Consider the following 15763-nt stretch of genomic DNA (forward strand, 5'->3'; position numbering starts at 1 on the left):
CCGGGCCGCTACGGTGCGCGGTGCCGACCGGAGGGGTCCGCCCGTCGGTCGCGAGTCAGCGCGCGAACAGGGCGCAACTGCCTGCCATCGCGTCCCGGCGCCCACAGGCCGATCAGCACGGCGGCCACGGTGATGACCGTGGCGAGCACCAGTAGCGACGAGTTCATGGACTCGAGGAACGCGGACCGGGCGGTCTCGGCGAGCCGCGCACCCGAGGGGCCCAACCGGTCGGCGACCGCCAGCGCCTGGGCGAGCGAGTCCATCGCCGGGGCGCGCACCTGTTCGGGGAGGTCGGTCAGGCGGGGGCCGAGCAGGGTGCCGTACCGCGCGGCCAGGATCGATCCCGCCACCGCGATGCCCAGTGCCGCGCCGATCTCCCGGGTCGCGTCGTTGACCGCCGACGCGACGCCCTGCTTCTCGTCGGGCACCGCACCCATCACCGCCGACGTCGTTGGTGCGGTGCACAATCCGATGCCGGTGCTCATCACCAGCAGCGGCCACGCCAGCTGCAGGTAGGAGGAGTCGATCTCGAGCAGACGCATCGACATCAGCCCCGCGGCGATCAGGATCAGGCCCACCGTCAGCACGAGGCGCAGCCCCAGGCGCGGCAGATACCAGTTGTTCGTCGCACTGAGCACCAGCACCGGCCCGATCAGTGGTGCGATGGCCAGTGCGGTGGTCAGCGCGCTGTAGCCCATCACCAGCTGGATGTACTGGATGACGACGAAGAAGAAGCCGAAGTTGGCGAAGAACAGCAGGGTGATGCCGACGGCCCCGGTGGCGAAGTCCGGCTTGCCGAACAGCCGAACGTCCAGCAGGGGGTGTGGCCGGCGGAGTTCGACCATCGCGAACGCCCCGGCCATGGCGACGCCCGCGAGCATGCAGCCGTAGACCAGCGGATCGCCCCACCCGCGCACCGGCGCCTCCACGACGCCGAATACGAAGATCGCGACCGCCCCGCCGATCAGCACTGCGCCACGCCAGTCGAGCGGGGTGGCGTTCTCGTCACGCGACGAGGACACCGTGAGCGTCAACGCGAACAGCACGGCCGCGGCGCCGCCGAACGACCAGAAGATGGACTGCCACTCGAAGTACTTGAGCAGCAGCCCCGATCCGAGGAAGCCCAGCACCGCTCCGGACCCGACGACGCCCGCCCAGATGCCGACGGCCTTGTTTCGCTCGGACTTCGGGTAGGCGGCGGTCAGCAGCGAGAGCGTGGCCGGCATGACGAACGCCGCACCCGCACCCGCGACGGCTCGCGCCACGATGATCTGCAGCGGACTGTCGAAGACGATGGGGGCGAACGACGCGACGGCGAAGATCGCCAGCCCGATCTGGAGGGCGCCGCGACGGCCGTAGCGGTCGCCGATGGCACCGGCGGGCAGCAGCAGACACGCGAGGACCAGGGTGTAGCCGTCGACCACCCACGTCAGTTGCGTCTGCGTGGCCGACGTGTCGACGGCGATGTCGCCCAGGGCGGTGTTGAGGGCGATCATCGAGGACACGACGATGCTGACGTCGAGGCAGGCGACGATCAGGAGCCACAGTCGCGAGCGCGACGTCAGGGCGGCCATCGCGGCGTCGGTAGGCTGATCTTGCCGGGGGAGGGTGTCGGCCACGAGAGTCTCCGTCCGACAGATGCGTTATTTTCAAGACAGCTGGTCTCGATACGAGACTAACAGTCTTGTTTCTCGCGTGGAGGTGAACGACACCGGTGACCGCAGGGCGTACCGACCCCCGACCCGCCCGCTCGCGGGCGCGCCTCCTCGACGCTGCCACGGCGCTACTCAGTGCCGGCGGTCCCAGCGCCGTGACGGTCGACGCGGTCACGCGCGCCTCCAACGTCGCCCGCGCCACCCTCTACCGGCACTTCCCGAGCGGTAACGACCTACTGGCAGCGGCCTTCCACGCCCTGATCCCGCCCGCGCCGATCCCCGCCGACGACGGGTCACTGCGCGATCGACTCGTCTCGGCCGTCCGTGCGCAGGCGGAGTTGATCGCCGAGGTGCCCGTGAGCCTGGCCGCGATGTCGTGGCTCGCGCTCGGGGGCGACCTCGAGCAGCTGCCGTGGGGGGCGGCCAAGAGGTCGGCGGAGAGCCTGGAGGTCCGGACCCTGCGCGAGCGGGTGGCCGAACTCTACGCAGCGCCGTTCGACGCGATCTTCGACAGCGCCGAGGCGCAGGCACAGCTCGGCGAGGTGGACCGCACGCGCGCCGCAGCGCTGCTGCTGGGCCCGATCGTGCTGGGCAAGCTCAGCACGTTGCCCGACTTCGACTACCGCGAGATCGCCGAGGTGGCCGTCGACGGCTACCTCGCCACCCACTCGCGGCGGGACGAAACTACCTGAGCGAGTAGCGGATCGGCAGGTGCTTGAGCCCGCCGACGAACGTCGTCGCACTCAGCTCGGGCGTGCCGGCCAGCTCGATCGAGTCCCACCGCGACACCAGCTCGGTGAAGAGGCTGTTCATCTCCATCCGCGCCAGGGCGGCTCCCAGGCAGAAGTGCACCCCGTAGCCGAAGGCCACGTGTTTGTTCGGGTCGCGCCCGACGTCGAAGCGGAACGGATCGTCGAAGATCTCCTCGTCGCGGTTGCCCGACACGTAGGCCAGGTAGACCGAGTCGCCCTTGGCGATGTCGACCCCGCGGACGGTCGTGTCCGCGGTCGCGGTGCGCATGAACTCCTTGACCGGCGTCGACCACCGGATCATCTCCTCGACCGCGGTGCCCATCAGGCTCGGGTCCGCGCGCAATCGGTCGAGTTCGCCCGGGTTCTCGATCAGCGCGTGCAGTCCGCCGGAGATGGCGTCCTTCGTGGTGTCGTGGCCGGCGGCGGCCACGATGACGTAGTACGACATGGTGTCGACCTCCGACATCGGCTCGCCGTCGATGCGCCCGTTGGCGATCGCGGACGCGAGGTCGCCGGTGGGCTTTTCGCGCCGCGCGGCGGTCAGTTGGGCGAAGTAGCCGAAGAAGTCGAGCAGGACCGCCATTTGCTCCTCGGGCGTGGTGCCGCGCTTGTACTCGTCGTCGTCCCCGCCGAACATCTCCTGGGTCAGCATGTGCATGCGGCCGTAGTCCTCCTCGGGCAGGCCGAGTAGCGACATGATCACGTACAGCGGGAACTGGACGGCGACGTCGGTGACGAAGTCGCATTCCGGGCCCATGTCGCGCATCTGGTCGACGTAGCGCTTCGCGAGTTCGTCGACGCGCACCTTGAGGTCGCGCATCGCCTTCGGCCGGAACCAGTCGGAGCCGATCGCCCGCACCTTGCGGTGGTGCGGATCGTCCATGTGGATCAGCGTGCGCAAGCCCATCCCGGCGTCGAGCTGCGCCTTGGCGTAGTCGTCGGCCGCCGCGGTCGACAGCAGCGGCCGCGGCTCGCTGATGAACAGCTCGTTGTCCCGCTCGATCGCCATGATGTCGGCATGCTTGGTGATCGCCCAGAACGGGCGATACGGCGGATTATCCACCCAGGCAACCGGATTGTTTGCGCGCAGGTGGGTGAGTGCGGTGTGCAGCCGGGCGTCGTCGGCATAGGCGGTGGGGTCGGCCAAGACCTTGGCCGCGTCGTCCATGGTGGGCGTGCTCATGGCAGTTCCTCGCTCGCGGGCTCGCTAATTGACGGGTGTCAACGGAGTTTAGGGGGAGAGCGAGGTCGCGGTGGCCGGATTGCCCGGATCGTCACCGGTTCCCACTAGGCTCGGCGGTCGTGGCCCACCCGACGACGCGGCGAATCGGCCGGGGCGTCATCACGCTGCTGGCCGTCCTGGTCCTGATCATCGGCTGCGGAGGTGGCGCGGACACCGCGCCGAGCCCGCCCGCCGCTCCCGCGGACCCGGCGGTGGTGTCGACCGCGACCGGTGCCGTCCGCGGCGTCGTCGCACCGGACCACCGCTTCTTCGGCGGGCTGCCCTACGCCGCGCCGCCCACCGGGCCGCTGCGCTTCGAGCCACCCGCACCGCCCGCGTCGTGGGGCGGCGTACGCGACGCGACCCGGCTCGGCCCGCGCTGCATCCAGGACATCGGCGACCTCGAGATGGGCAGGCAGACCGACGAGGACTGCCTGCGCCTCAACGTCTGGACGCCGCCCGTGTCGAACGAGAAGCGCCCGGTCATGGTGTGGATCCACGGCGGCGCCTTCATCAACGGCAGCAGTGGGATCTACGACTCCCGGTGGATGACCACCCGCGGCGACGTCGTCGTCGTCACCATCAACTACCGGCTCGGCGCGCTCGGCTTCCTCGCGCACCCGGCGCTCGGTGCGCCCGGTGCGGTGGGCAACTACGGCCTGGCCGACCAGCAGGCGGCGCTGCGCTGGGTGCGGGACAACATCGAGGAGTTCGGGGGCGACCCCGACCGGGTCACCATCGCCGGGGAGTCGGCCGGTGGCATGTCGGTGTGCGACCACCTCGTCGCCCCCGGATCGCGAGACCTGTTCCGCGGCGCGATCATCCAGAGCGGCCCGTGCCAGGCGCAGCTGCCGCTGGCCCGGGCCGAGCGGATCAGCGTCGACTACGCCCGTGACGTCGGCTGCGCCGACCCCGCAACGGCGGCAGCCTGCCTACGCGCGCTGCCGGTGAATCGGCTGCGGGATCCGGTCGACTACTTCCGGATCGGCGACGACGCCCTCAGCGGACCGGTCACTGGGACGTCCGTCCTGCCCGTCGACCCGATGGTGGCCTTCGCCGCGGGCGACGCTGCGCGCGTGCCGGTCCTGATCGGCAGCAACCGCGACGAGTTCACTCTGTTCATGGCGTTGCAGTACCTACGGGGTCAGCCCCTGCCGGCGAGCGACTACCCCAGGGTGCTGGCACAGACGTTCGGCGCCGACGCCGCGGCGGTCGGTGACCGCTACCCGCTGGACCGGTACGGCGGCAGTGCGCCGCTGGCGTACTCGGCGGCCGTGACCGACGGCGAGTTCACCTGTGTCGACGAGCGGATCGTCGGCGACCTCGGCCGCGACGCTCCCGTGCACGCCTACGAGTTCACCGACCGGGACCCGCCGATGCCCGCGCCGTTCCGCACCCTGCCGTTCCCCGTCGGCGCCAGCCATTCACTGGAGCTGCGGTACCTGTTCGACGTCGGCGGTGCACCGGCCCTCACCCCGCCGCAGCAGGTGCTGAGCGACCATATGATCGACTACTGGAGCGCGTTTGTCCGGACCGGTTCGCCCGAGGTGGACGGCTTGCCCGCGTGGCCGGAGGCGAAGGACGGCCGGCGGCTGTCGCTGGCGCCGGACGCCGTCCGGGTCACCGACGACTTCGCCCGTGTACATCAGTGCGACTTCTGGGCCGATCTGCGTCGCTGAGCCGAGCCCTGGGGCAACGAGTCGAGTGTCGTCGACCTGGCCTAATGGACGCTCAATGGCGCTCGCCTGGGTCTCGCGTCAGTGATACTGACCCCAACGCGTCGGGAGCTGCCTGCCGTAGCTAACGATGGAGATCTCTGTGAGTGCTTTGTGGCATGTCGGTCGTGTGGGCGGGTTGGCTGTCGCGCTGGGTGTCGGCGGAATGATCGGCGCTCCGCTGATCGCCTTTGCTGATTCGGGTGCGGACGGGTCCGGCGCCGAGCGGATGACGCTGTCGACGGGGCCCTCGGCTCCGGTGTCGTGTGACCCGTTGTGCCTGGTGGTGACGGGTGCGAACTCGGCTTCTGCCGTGGCGCCCAGGCCTCTGACGGCGTCCCATCCTCTGTTCGCCGCGTTCGTCGGATCGGCCGCGACGCAACCCGACCCGATCGCGGCGTTCATCCGCAACTTCATCGGTAACGGTGCTGACGCGGCAGCGGACTGTGCGGGACCGGCATGCGACGGGGGCAGCGGTGGGCTGCTGATGGGTAACGGTGGCCGGGGTGCCAACGGCGGTAGCGGTGGCAACGCGGGATGGCTGGGAGCCGGCGGTGACGGCGGTGACGCGGTCGCAGGCACCGGCCTGGCCGGCGGCGACGGCGGCCGCGGTGGGTTGTTCATCGGCAATGGCGGCGCGGGAGGCGCCGGTGGCGCGGGCGCCGAGGGCTCGGCCGGCTCCGCGGGTCAGGCGGGAGGGCCCGGCACCGGCGGAGGTGCGGGCGGACGCGGCGGCGCCGGCGGGTCGCTCATCGGCAGCGGTGGACGTGGTGGCGCCGGCGGCATCGGTGGCGCGGGAGGCAGTGGCGGCTCCGGTGGCGATGCGTCGTCCACCAACGCCCGCGGCGACGGGCTAGCCGGGCAGGACGGCGGCAGCGGCGGTGCTGGTGGCGTTGGTGGCAACGCAGGCGCAGGCGGCAGCTCGGGACTCCTCGGCTCGGTGGGCGCCGCCGGACTCAACGGTGACGGCGGTCGGGGTGGCGACGCGGGCAGCGGCGGTGCCGGTGGAGACGGCGCCAAGGGCGCCAAGGGCGAGGAGGGCAACGACGGCATCTTCACGGGCGCCCAGGGCGGCAAGGGGGACATCGGCGGCACGGGCGGCAACGGCGGAAACGGTGGCAACGGCGGTGCCGCGGGGGATGCGGGCAAGGGTGGTGCTGCCGGCACGGGCGGCATCGGAGGCCAGGTCGGCGGCGACGGGCTGACCGGAGTTCGAGGCAACGGCGGAGACGCCGGCGACGGTGGCGAGGGTGGTGACGGTGGCAACGGTGCCAACGGCGCCAACCTGGACAGCGGCGACAAAGATTCTCCTGCGTACGACGGTGGCAACGGCGGCAATGCCGGCCCCGGCGGTCGTCCCGGAATCGCCGGTAGCGGCGCCATTGCCGGACAGCCCGGCGTTCAGGGCTTGAGCGGTGTCGGCGGGAACGGCGGCAACGGCGGAAGCAACACCAGCTCTTCCGGCCAGCCGATGGGCGGCAATGGCGGCATGGGCGGCGCCGGCGACATGGGCGGAGGGAACGGCGGCGATGGCGGCCGCGTGACAACCAGTTCCTCCTTCCAACCGCAAGGAGGAAGAGGCGGTAAGGGCGGCTCCAGCACAGTCGGGACCGGTGGCAGGGGCGGCACCGGCGGTGGCATCTCGGTCACCGATGGCGCTGGCTTCGATCAGTTCGCAGGTGACGGAGGAGCCGGCGGCGACAGCGTGTCGGGCAACGGCGGCGTCGGTGGCACGGGTGGCGGCACCTACAACCAGTCCGTCAACCAGAGCAGCTCCGCCTACACGATCGCAGGCAACGGTGGGACGGGCGGTACGAGCGAGACCGGTATCGGCGGTAACGGAGGTATGGGCGGCAGCACCGGCGGAAATGTGACCGGAGTCCAGAACACACCTGGCCGCGGCGGAGCCGGCGGTGTCGGCGGAGCCAGTGACGGGCAGCCAGGACGAAATGGGTCGTAGGGGTTTCTGGTCCCGATCCGCACCCGAACTACTGGATTCTTGACGACACCCAGGTGGTGATGTCGGCATGCACGACCTCCACGCCGTTGCGGTCGGTGACGCTGACGGGCACGACGACGTCGACGCCCTCGGTGATGCCGTCGAAGTCGGGCGGGGCCAGTTCGGCGCGCGCCCGCAGCGACGTGGTCGCCTTGGCGAGGTACCGAACGGTCATCGCCTTCGGGATCCAGCGGTGGGTCGTGGGCACCGTCGCCTCCATCAGCATCCCCATCGCCATCTCCGCGGCGTTGCAGGACGCGATGGCATGGACGGTGTGCAGGTGGTTGTGGATCATCGGCCACTTCGGAATCGTCACCTCGGCCAGTCCCGGCTCCATCCGGACGACGTGCGGCAGGACCGCGGCGAAGTACGGGACGCGTGCCATGGCGGCGAGGGAGAACAGTCGGCTGCCGATGGGCTTGGTCGACAGGCTCTGCCAGGCGCGGTAGGTGGGGGAGCTGCTCATCGCGCAGACCTTACTCCCGAGTAAGTTCTGAGTGGTCGGCCGCGTGTCGGGCGCCCCTCAGCGGCCTTGCCCGGGGATTTGGTGCCCGCCCGCATCTGAGGCATACTGTTCGGGTTGCCTTCAGCCGGGACGGTGCCCTTCGGGCCTGCCCGGTGGCGGCATGCGACCAGTGCCCTTAGGGGCACGTCCGGTCCCAACCTCGAGCGTGACGAAATCAGTCGCAATCGAGTATGCGCGAGGGCGACACACCCGACCGCGGGGGTCGGTGAACCAGAGATACGTAAACAGCGGCGGCACAGCCAGCGCGCGCATCGCAGGGAGACCTGCGGGCATGCGCACGAATATCAGAGGTCTTTCACGCCCAGGGCGTGGAAGCCAGTTAGTAGTGAGGTAGGAGAAGCGTGGCGGGAAACAAGATCCGCATCAGGCTGAAGGCCTACGACCACGAGGCGATCGACGCCTCGGCGCGCAAGATCGTCGAGACGGTCACCCGCACGGGTGCCAGCGTGGTCGGCCCGGTGCCGCTGCCGACGGAGAAGAACATCTACTGCGTCATCCGGTCCCCGCACAAGTACAAGGACTCGCGGGAGCACTTCGAGATGCGTACGCACAAGCGCCTCATCGACATCCTCGACCCGACGCCGAAGACCGTTGACGCACTCATGCGCATCGATCTGCCGGCGAGCGTCGACGTCAACATTCAGTAGGAGATCCAGAAACCATGGCACGCAAAGGAATTCTGGGCACCAAGCTGGGCATGACGCAGGTGTTCGACGAGAACAACAAGGTCGTTCCTGTCACGGTCGTCAAGGCCGGCCCCAACGTGGTGACCCGCATCCGTACCCCCGAGCGCGACGGCTACAGCGCCGTCCAACTCGCCTACGGTGAGATCAGCCCCCGCAAGGTGACCAAGCCGGTCACCGGTCAGTACGCCGCCGCGGGTGTCAACCCGCGCCGCCACCTCGCCGAGTTCCGGCTCGAGGACGAGGCTGCGGCCGCCGAGTACGAGGTCGGCCAGGAGCTGACCGCCGAGATCTTCGTCGACGGCGCATTCGTCGACGTGACCGGCACCAGCAAGGGCAAGGGCTTCGCGGGCACCATGAAGCGTCACGGCTTCAAGGGTCAGGGCGCCAGCCACGGCGCGCAGGCCGTGCACCGTCGCCCGGGCTCGATCGGTGGGTGTTCCACCCCCGGTCGCGTCTTCAAGGGCACGCGCATGTCCGGCCGCATGGGCAGCGACCGCATCACCACGCAGAACCTGAAGGTGCACAAGGTCGACGCGGAGAACGGCGTCATCCTGATCAAGGGCGCCATCCCCGGCCGCAATGGCGGACTCGTCGTGGTTCGCTCCGCGATCAAACGAGGTGAGAAGTAATGGCATCGACAAAGATCGACGTACGTACGCCGGACGGCAAGACCGACGGCAGCGTCGAGCTGCCCGCCGAACTGTTCGACGTCGAGCCCAACATGGCGCTCATGCACCAGGTCGTCATCGCGCAGCTGGCCGCCAAGCGCCAGGGCACGCACTCGACCAAGACGCGCGCCGAGGTCTCCGGCGGTGGCAAGAAGCCGTACCGCCAGAAGGGCACCGGCCGCGCCCGTCAGGGTTCGACCCGTGCACCGCAGTTCACCGGCGGTGGCGTCGTGCACGGCCCGAAGCCGCGTGACTACAGCCAGCGGACCCCGAAGAAGATGATCGCCGCCGCCCTGCGCAGCGCGCTCTCGGACCGGGCCCGCAACGAGCGGATCCACGCCGTGACCGAACTGATCAGCGGGCAGACCCCGTCGACCAAGGCCGTCAAGACGTTCCTGGGCACGCTCAGCGACCGCCGCAAGGTGCTCGTCGTCATCGGCCGCAGCGACGAGGTCGGCGCGAAGAGCGTGCGCAATCTGCCTGGCGTGCACGTCATCTCGCCGGACCAGCTCAACACGTACGACGTCCTGGACGCCGACGACGTGGTGTTCAGCGTCGAGGCGCTCAACGCCTTCGTCTCGGCGAACGCCAAGAAGGAAGAGGAGGCATCGGCCTGATGGCGAACGTCACCGATCCCCGCGACATCATCCTGGCCCCGGTCATCTCCGAGAAGAGCTACGGCCTGATCGAGGACAACGTGTACACGTTCATCGTGCACCCCGACTCGAACAAGACGCAGATCAAGATCGCCGTCGAGAAGATCTTCGCCGTCAAGGTCGATTCCGTGAACACGGCCAACCGTCCGGGCAAGCGCAAGCGCACCCGCACCGGTTACGGCCAGCGGAAGGGCACCAAGCGCGCCATCGTCACCTTGGCCGCCGGCAGCAAGCCGATCGATCTGTTCGGAGCACCGGCCTGATCGGCCGGGGGCTAGAGATTAGAGAGATTTAGAAGCAATGGCTATTCGCAAGTACAAGCCGACGACCCCCGGTCGCCGCGGTTCGAGCGTCTCCGACTTCGCCGAGATCACCAGGACCACCCCGGAGAAGTCGCTGATCCGCCCGCTGCACAGCACCGGCGGTCGTAATGCGCACGGTCGCATCACCACCCGGCACAAGGGTGGCGGCCACAAGCGCGCCTACCGCGTCATCGACTTCCGTCGCCACGACAAGGACGGCGTCGACGCCAAGGTCGCGCACATCGAGTACGACCCCAACCGCACCGCGAACATCGCGCTGCTGCACTACCTGGACGGCGAGAAGCGCTACATCATCGCCCCCGAGGGACTGCGTCAGGGCACGGTCGTGGAGTCGGGCGCCAACGCCGACATCAAGCCCGGCAACAACCTTCCGCTGCGCAACATCCCCGCCGGCACCGTGATCCACGCCGTCGAGTTGCGTCCCGGCGGCGGTGCCAAGCTCGGTCGCTCGGCCGGCGTCAGCATCCAGCTGCTCGGCAAGGAAGGCGCCTACGCCACGCTGCGCATGCCCAGTGGTGAGATCCGCCGCGTCGACGTGCGCTGCCGCGCCACCGTCGGCGAGGTCGGCAACGCCGAACAGGCGAACATCAACTGGGGCAAGGCCGGCCGCATGCGATGGAAGGGCAAGCGCCCGACCGTCCGTGGTGTCGTGATGAACCCGGTCGACCACCCGCACGGTGGCGGCGAGGGCAAGACCTCCGGAGGCCGGCACCCGGTCAGCCCGTGGGGCAAGCCCGAAGGTCGTACCCGCAAGAACAAGCCGAGCGACAAGCTCATCGTCCGCCGCCGTCGCACCGGCAAGAACAAGCGCTAGGAGTATCCAGCGATGCCACGGAGTCTCAAGAAGGGACCGTTCGTCGACGACCATCTTCTGAAGAAGGTCGACGTACAGAACGACAAGAACACGAAGCAGGTCATCAAGACCTGGTCGCGTCGTTCCACCATCATCCCCGACTTCATCGGTCACACCTTCGCCGTCCACGACGGTCGCAAGCACGTGCCGGTGTTCGTCACCGAGTCGATGGTCGGGCACAAGCTGGGCGAGTTCGCCCCGACGCGCACCTTCAAGGGTCACATCAAGGACGACCGGAAGAGCAAGCGGCGATGAGCACTGTTACCGAATTCCCGTCCGCGACGGCGAAGGCGCGCTTCGTGCGCGTCTCGGCGTCGAAGGCCCGCCGGGTCATCGACCTGGTCCGCGGCAAGTCCGTCGCCGAGGCGCTGGACATCCTCCGCTGGGCGCCCCAGGGGGCCAGCGAGCCGGTGGCCAAGGTGATCGCCAGTGCCGCGGCCAACGCCCAGAACAACGACGGCCTCGACCCGTCGACGCTCGTCGTCGCCGCGGCCTACGCCGACGAGGGCCCGACCGCCAAGCGCATCCGACCGCGCGCCCAGGGGCGTGCCTACCGGATCCGCAAGCGCACCAGCCACATCACGGTGATCGTGGAGAGCCGGCCGCCCCGCGAGGGTGGCAGCAGCCGCGGCGCCTCGGCATCCGCCGCTCGCGCACGCCGCGCTCAGGGCAGCAAGGCAGCCGCCACTGCTCCGTCCAAGAAGGCGTCCGCCAAGAAGGCCGAAACAAAGGCCGATTCCAAGGCCGGTTCAACGACTACCGAAGCGTCTGACGCGAAGGGAGGCTCGAAGTAGTGGGCCAAAAGATCAACCCCCACGGCTTCCGCCTCGGCATCACCACCGACTGGAAGTCCCGGTGGTACGCCGACAAGCAGTACGCGGACTACGTCAAGGAAGACGTCGCCATCCGCAAGCTGCTGGCCACGGGCCTCGAGCGCGCCGGCATCGCCGACGTCGAGATCGAGCGCACCCGTGACCGGGTCCGCGTCGACATCCACACCGCGCGTCCCGGCATCGTGATCGGTCGCCGCGGCACCGAGGCCGACCGCATCCGCACCGACCTGGAGAAGCTGACCAAGAAGCAGGTCCAGCTCAACATCCTCGAGGTGAAGAGCCCGGAGTCGGTCGCGCAGCTCGTCGCCCAGGGCGTCGCCGAGCAGCTCAGCAACCGCGTCGCGTTCCGCCGTGCCATGCGCAAGGCGATCCAGTCCGCGATGCGTCAGCCGAACGTCAAGGGCATCCGAGTGCAGTGCTCGGGCCGCCTCGGCGGTGCGGAGATGAGCCGCTCGGAGTTCTACCGCGAAGGTCGCGTGCCGCTGCACACCCTGCGTGCCGACATCGACTACGGCCTCTACGAGGCCAAGACCACCTTCGGCCGCATCGGCGTGAAGGTGTGGATCTACAAGGGCGACATCGTCGGTGGCAAGCGTGAGTTGGCCGCCGCCGCGCCGGCAGGTGCCGATCGTCCGCGTCGTGAGCGTCCCACCGGTGCCACCCGTCCGCGCCGCAGTGGCGCCTCGGGCACCACGGCGACGAGCACCGAGGCCGGTCGTGCGGCCACCGAAGAGGCGCCCGCCACCGACGCTGTGGTTGCCGAGGCACCCGCAGCCGAGAGCACTACGGAGAGCTAGTCATGCTGATTCCCCGCAAGGTCAAGCACCGCAAGCAGCACCATCCACAGCAGCGTGGCATCGCCAGTGGCGGTACGTCGGTGAGCTTCGGTGACTACGGCATCCAGGCCCTCGGCCATGCCTACATCACCAACCGGCAGATCGAGTCCGCTCGTATCGCCATCAACCGGCACATCAAGCGTGGCGGCAAGGTGTGGATCAACATCTTCCCGGATCGCCCGCTGACCAAGAAGCCCGCCGAGACCCGCATGGGTTCCGGCAAGGGTTCGCCGGAGTGGTGGGTCGCCAACGTCAAGCCGGGCCGCGTGCTCTTCGAACTGAGCTACCCCGACGAGAAGATCGCCCGCGAAGCCTTGACCCGCGCGATCCACAAGTTGCCGATCAAGGCCCGCATCGTGACCAGAGAGGAGCAGTTCTGATGGCAGTGGGAACTTCGCCTGGTGACCTGCGCGAGCTGACCGACGACGAGCTGAACGAAAAGCTGCGTGAGTCGAAGGAAGAGCTGTTCAACCTTCGGTTCCAGATGGCCACCGGCCAGTTGTCGAACAATCGTCGACTGCGTGTCGTGCGACAGGAAATTGCGCGCGTCTACACGGTGCTGCGTGAACGTGAGTTGGGTCTGGCCGCCGGACCCGGAGGTGAGGATTCGTAATGGCTGACACCAAGAATGAGGCCACCAACAAGGAGGCCGGCCCCAAGCACACGCCGCGCACCGAGACGGTCCGCGGTCGTCGCAAGACCCGCATCGGCTACGTGGTGAGCGACAAGATGCAGAAGACCATCGTCGTCGAACTCGAAGACCGCAAGAGCCACCCGCTCTACGGCAAGATCATCCGGACCACCACGAAGGTCAAGGCGCACGACGAGGACGGCGTCGCCGGCGTCGGCGATCGCGTCTCCCTGATGGAGACCCGGCCCCTGTCGGCCACCAAGCGGTGGCGTCTCGTCGAGGTCCTCGAAAAGGCCAAGTAGCACACCGACCTTTGCAGAAGGTCGCAGACGCGGAGCCCCCGCACGCCACGAGCGTGCGGGGGCTTTCGTGTTCTCCGGGGTCGTCGGCGCCGACACGGGAGACGGATGCCGCGAAGCCAATAATGATCTTGCATCGTCAATTAACATCCGGGGCGTGAGGGCACAGCTTCCGACCGTTTGCCGAGCAATGTCGATCGTCTGCGCCGGCGCGGTGGTGGGGATGCTTCCCGCGATCGCTCCGCCGGCCCTCGCGGCGCCGGGTGACGTCGGCCTCGCGGCGGACGCACCGACGGTGCGGCTCGCCGCCGTCGGCGTCGAGGGCGATCTCGAGATGTACGGCCTGCAGGGCACGCAGACCCTGACCTTCCCGGTGCCCGCCGGCCTGGCCCCCGCCGCACTCGACGCCGTCGTCGAGTTGCCGCCGAACGTCCGCGCCGGCGTCCTCACCGTGACTCAGGGCAGCAGCACCGTCTCACGCGTCGAGTTGCCCGCCGACCGCACGCCCATCTCGATCCCGCTCGTCGGCGCCCAGATCGAGGGCAACGCCGTCACGGTCCTGCTGCGCAGTCAGCTGCTGCCGCCCGAGGGGTACTGCCTGTCGAACAGCGACTCGCCGCTGCGGCTTTCGCAGCCGGCGGTCGCGTTCGTCGGTCGCGAGCAGCCTCCGGCCGTGGTCGCCGACTTCCTCCCGCCGGTGCTGCAGAAGCTCACGCTGTTCGTCCCGCAGCAGCCGTCCCAGGCCGAGTCCGACGCCGCGGTGCGTCTCACCACCGCGGTCGTCGCCCGGTACGGGCAGCAGAGCACCGACGTCGACGTCGTCGCCCTCCCCGGTGACTCCACGTCGCCGACCGGCCCGTCGCAACCGTTCGAACGCCAGATCGTCATCCGCGAGGGACCCGCTGCGGGGGTGACGCTGGAGGGTGAGGGCGTTCCCTCGCTGCTCATCACCGGCGGCGGGAACGACCTGACCAATCAGTCGCGTCTGCTGAGCAGCAACCTCTCGCAGCTTGCGCTGGCGTCCAAGGCCATAGCCGGTCCCATCAAGTCGAGCCCACAGCTACCCGGTAACGAGACGACCATCCGTCAGCTCGGCCAGCCCGGCGTGAACGCCACCGCGCTCGAACCGCAGGTGTCGATCGGCCTGGACCAGACTCGGTTGGGTCGGCCGGTCCAGGACGTGCGCGTCCACCTCAAGGGCGCCTACACGCCGCTGCCCGCCAGCGTCGGGGGACGGGTCGTCGCCTCGGTCGGCGGTCAGGCCGTCGACCGCTGGCCCATCGAGGCCTCCGGCGCGATCGACCGCTGGGTGACCGTCCCCAACGACCTGCTGACCCGGTACACCAACCTCGACGTCGCGATCGACCTCAGCGGAAACACCGGACGCTGCGGGGAGTTCCAACCCGTGAAGCTCACCATCGACGGCGCCACCACCGTGCAGAGCGCCGCCGCGACGACCCCGGTGCCGGGCGGCTTCCAGAGCCTGCCGCAGGCGCTGATGCCGCGGACCACCATCGGGATCGGGACCGACGCGTTCGCCGACACCGCCCGCGCGGTGACCCTGATGGAGGGGCTGCAGCGGCTGTCGAACCTGCCGCTCGACACCACGGTGGTGCCGTTCGACGAGGCCGCGGGTGCGCCCGGGCCCGCCCTGCTGATCTCCGCCGACGGTTGGTCGGACGACCGTCTCGCGCTCCCGGTCGCGACCAGGGGTTCCGCCGAACTGGCCGTCCAACCCGTCGGCGGCGGCGACCCGACCACCCTGACCCTCGATCCAGGCCTGCGGTTCGGCTCGCTGCAGACGGTCTTCGACGGGTCCAGGACCGTCGTGGTCGCCACGTCCAACGGGGCCGCGGACCAGCTCGACTCGCTGCTCGCGTATCTGGACGCGGACCCGCGGCGCTGGGCGAACCTGGACGGCGACGCACTGATCGCCGTCGCCGACCGTGCGCCCGTGAGCTTCGACGCCGCCACCCCCGAGGCGGACCGACAGCTCGTCGCGACGGGCGCCAACCCGACGGTGCTGGTGGCCATGGGCGCCGGCCTGGCCGCCGTGGTGGCGCTCCTCGCCTGGCTCGTCCTGCGCCGCAGGCGCAGTGCCTAGGCGAC

The 15763-nt window shown here is 69.4% G+C and carries 18 protein-coding genes; 15 read left to right on the forward strand and 3 right to left on the reverse strand.

The window, feature by feature from the left end; genetic code table 11:
• Window positions 1-8: 8 nt before the first annotated feature.
• Window positions 9-1619, reverse strand: coding sequence for an MFS transporter (locus G6N64_RS11750; protein WP_163797101.1), 1611 nt, complete (start codon window positions 1617-1619; stop codon window positions 9-11).
• A 95-nt stretch (window positions 1620-1714) separates the two neighbouring features.
• On the opposite strand from G6N64_RS11750, the gene G6N64_RS11755 reads away from it, so the two are divergent.
• Window positions 1715-2347, forward strand: coding sequence for a TetR/AcrR family transcriptional regulator (locus tag G6N64_RS11755; RefSeq protein WP_163797103.1), 633 nt, complete (start codon window positions 1715-1717; stop codon window positions 2345-2347).
• On the opposite strand, the gene G6N64_RS11760 is transcribed toward G6N64_RS11755, so the two are convergent.
• On the reverse strand, window positions 2340-3590 hold the full coding sequence (locus G6N64_RS11760; protein WP_163797105.1) for a cytochrome P450: 1251 nt from the start codon (window positions 3588-3590) through the stop codon (window positions 2340-2342). The genes G6N64_RS11755 and G6N64_RS11760 overlap by 8 nt on opposite strands.
• Window positions 3591-3709: 119 nt before the next feature.
• Between G6N64_RS11760 and G6N64_RS11765 the strand changes: the two genes are divergently transcribed.
• On the forward strand, window positions 3710-5308 hold the full coding sequence (locus G6N64_RS11765; RefSeq protein ID WP_409370800.1) for a carboxylesterase/lipase family protein: 1599 nt from the start codon (window positions 3710-3712) through the stop codon (window positions 5306-5308).
• A gap of 139 nt (window positions 5309-5447) precedes the next feature.
• Complete coding sequence (locus G6N64_RS11770; protein ID WP_163797107.1) at window positions 5448-7304, forward strand: hypothetical protein; 1857 nt, start codon at window positions 5448-5450, stop codon at window positions 7302-7304.
• Between the two features lie 28 nt (window positions 7305-7332).
• Here G6N64_RS11770 and G6N64_RS11775 read toward each other — a convergent pair whose 3' ends face one another.
• On the reverse strand, window positions 7333-7809 hold the full coding sequence (locus G6N64_RS11775; RefSeq protein ID WP_163797109.1) for a hotdog fold domain-containing protein: 477 nt from the start codon (window positions 7807-7809) through the stop codon (window positions 7333-7335).
• Window positions 7810-8210: 401 nt separating this feature from the next.
• Between G6N64_RS11775 and rpsJ the strand changes: the two genes are divergently transcribed.
• The 12 genes from rpsJ (at window position 8211) to G6N64_RS11835 (ending at window position 15758) form a co-directional block, all read left to right on the forward strand.
• Window positions 8211-8516 carry a 30S ribosomal protein S10 gene (rpsJ, locus tag G6N64_RS11780; RefSeq protein WP_163797111.1) on the forward strand — a complete coding sequence of 102 codons (306 nt, stop codon included), beginning with the start codon at window positions 8211-8213 and terminating at the stop codon, window positions 8514-8516.
• A 14-nt stretch (window positions 8517-8530) separates the two neighbouring features.
• A complete protein-coding gene (gene rplC, locus G6N64_RS11785) occupies window positions 8531-9184 on the forward strand; it encodes a 50S ribosomal protein L3 (RefSeq protein ID WP_163797113.1) in 654 nt (217 codons plus the stop codon).
• Window positions 9184-9840 carry a 50S ribosomal protein L4 gene (gene rplD, locus G6N64_RS11790; protein WP_163797115.1) on the forward strand — a complete coding sequence of 219 codons (657 nt, stop codon included), beginning with the start codon at window positions 9184-9186 and terminating at the stop codon, window positions 9838-9840. Before rplC ends, rplD begins: the two co-directional genes overlap by 1 nt.
• Window positions 9840-10142, forward strand: a complete 303-nt coding sequence (gene rplW, locus G6N64_RS11795; RefSeq protein WP_163797117.1) for a 50S ribosomal protein L23 — start codon at window positions 9840-9842, stop codon at window positions 10140-10142. Before rplD ends, rplW begins: the two co-directional genes overlap by 1 nt.
• Before the next feature lie 37 nt (window positions 10143-10179).
• Entirely contained in the window at window positions 10180-11016 is an 837-nt protein-coding gene (gene rplB, locus G6N64_RS11800) for a 50S ribosomal protein L2 (RefSeq protein ID WP_163797119.1), read from the forward strand.
• Between the two features lie 12 nt (window positions 11017-11028).
• Window positions 11029-11310: a 30S ribosomal protein S19 gene (gene rpsS / locus G6N64_RS11805; protein ID WP_163797122.1), complete on the forward strand. Its 282-nt coding sequence runs from the start codon at window positions 11029-11031 to the stop codon at window positions 11308-11310.
• Window positions 11307-11849 (forward strand): 50S ribosomal protein L22, encoded by a 543-nt coding sequence (gene rplV, locus G6N64_RS11810; RefSeq protein WP_163797123.1) that lies wholly within the window; start codon window positions 11307-11309, stop codon window positions 11847-11849. Before rpsS ends, rplV begins: the two co-directional genes overlap by 4 nt.
• A complete protein-coding gene (gene rpsC, locus G6N64_RS11815) occupies window positions 11849-12685 on the forward strand; it encodes a 30S ribosomal protein S3 (RefSeq protein ID WP_163797125.1) in 837 nt (278 codons plus the stop codon). The genes rplV and rpsC overlap by 1 nt, the downstream gene beginning before the upstream one ends.
• Window positions 12686-12687: 2 nt before the next feature.
• Window positions 12688-13104, forward strand: coding sequence for a 50S ribosomal protein L16 (gene rplP / locus G6N64_RS11820; RefSeq protein ID WP_163797127.1), 417 nt, complete (start codon window positions 12688-12690; stop codon window positions 13102-13104).
• Complete coding sequence (gene rpmC, locus G6N64_RS11825) at window positions 13104-13337, forward strand: 50S ribosomal protein L29 (protein WP_163797128.1); 234 nt, start codon at window positions 13104-13106, stop codon at window positions 13335-13337. The genes rplP and rpmC overlap by 1 nt, the downstream gene beginning before the upstream one ends.
• Window positions 13337-13657 (forward strand): 30S ribosomal protein S17, encoded by a 321-nt coding sequence (rpsQ, locus tag G6N64_RS11830; protein WP_163797130.1) that lies wholly within the window; start codon window positions 13337-13339, stop codon window positions 13655-13657. Before rpmC ends, rpsQ begins: the two co-directional genes overlap by 1 nt.
• Before the next feature lie 187 nt (window positions 13658-13844).
• Window positions 13845-15758, forward strand: coding sequence for a hypothetical protein (locus G6N64_RS11835; protein ID WP_246231118.1), 1914 nt, complete (start codon window positions 13845-13847; stop codon window positions 15756-15758).
• Window positions 15759-15763: the final 5 nt, after the last annotated feature.

Origin of the sequence: Mycolicibacterium sediminis (assembly GCF_010731735.1) — a bacterium.
Lineage (GTDB): Bacteria > Actinomycetota > Actinomycetes > Mycobacteriales > Mycobacteriaceae > Mycobacterium > Mycobacterium sediminis.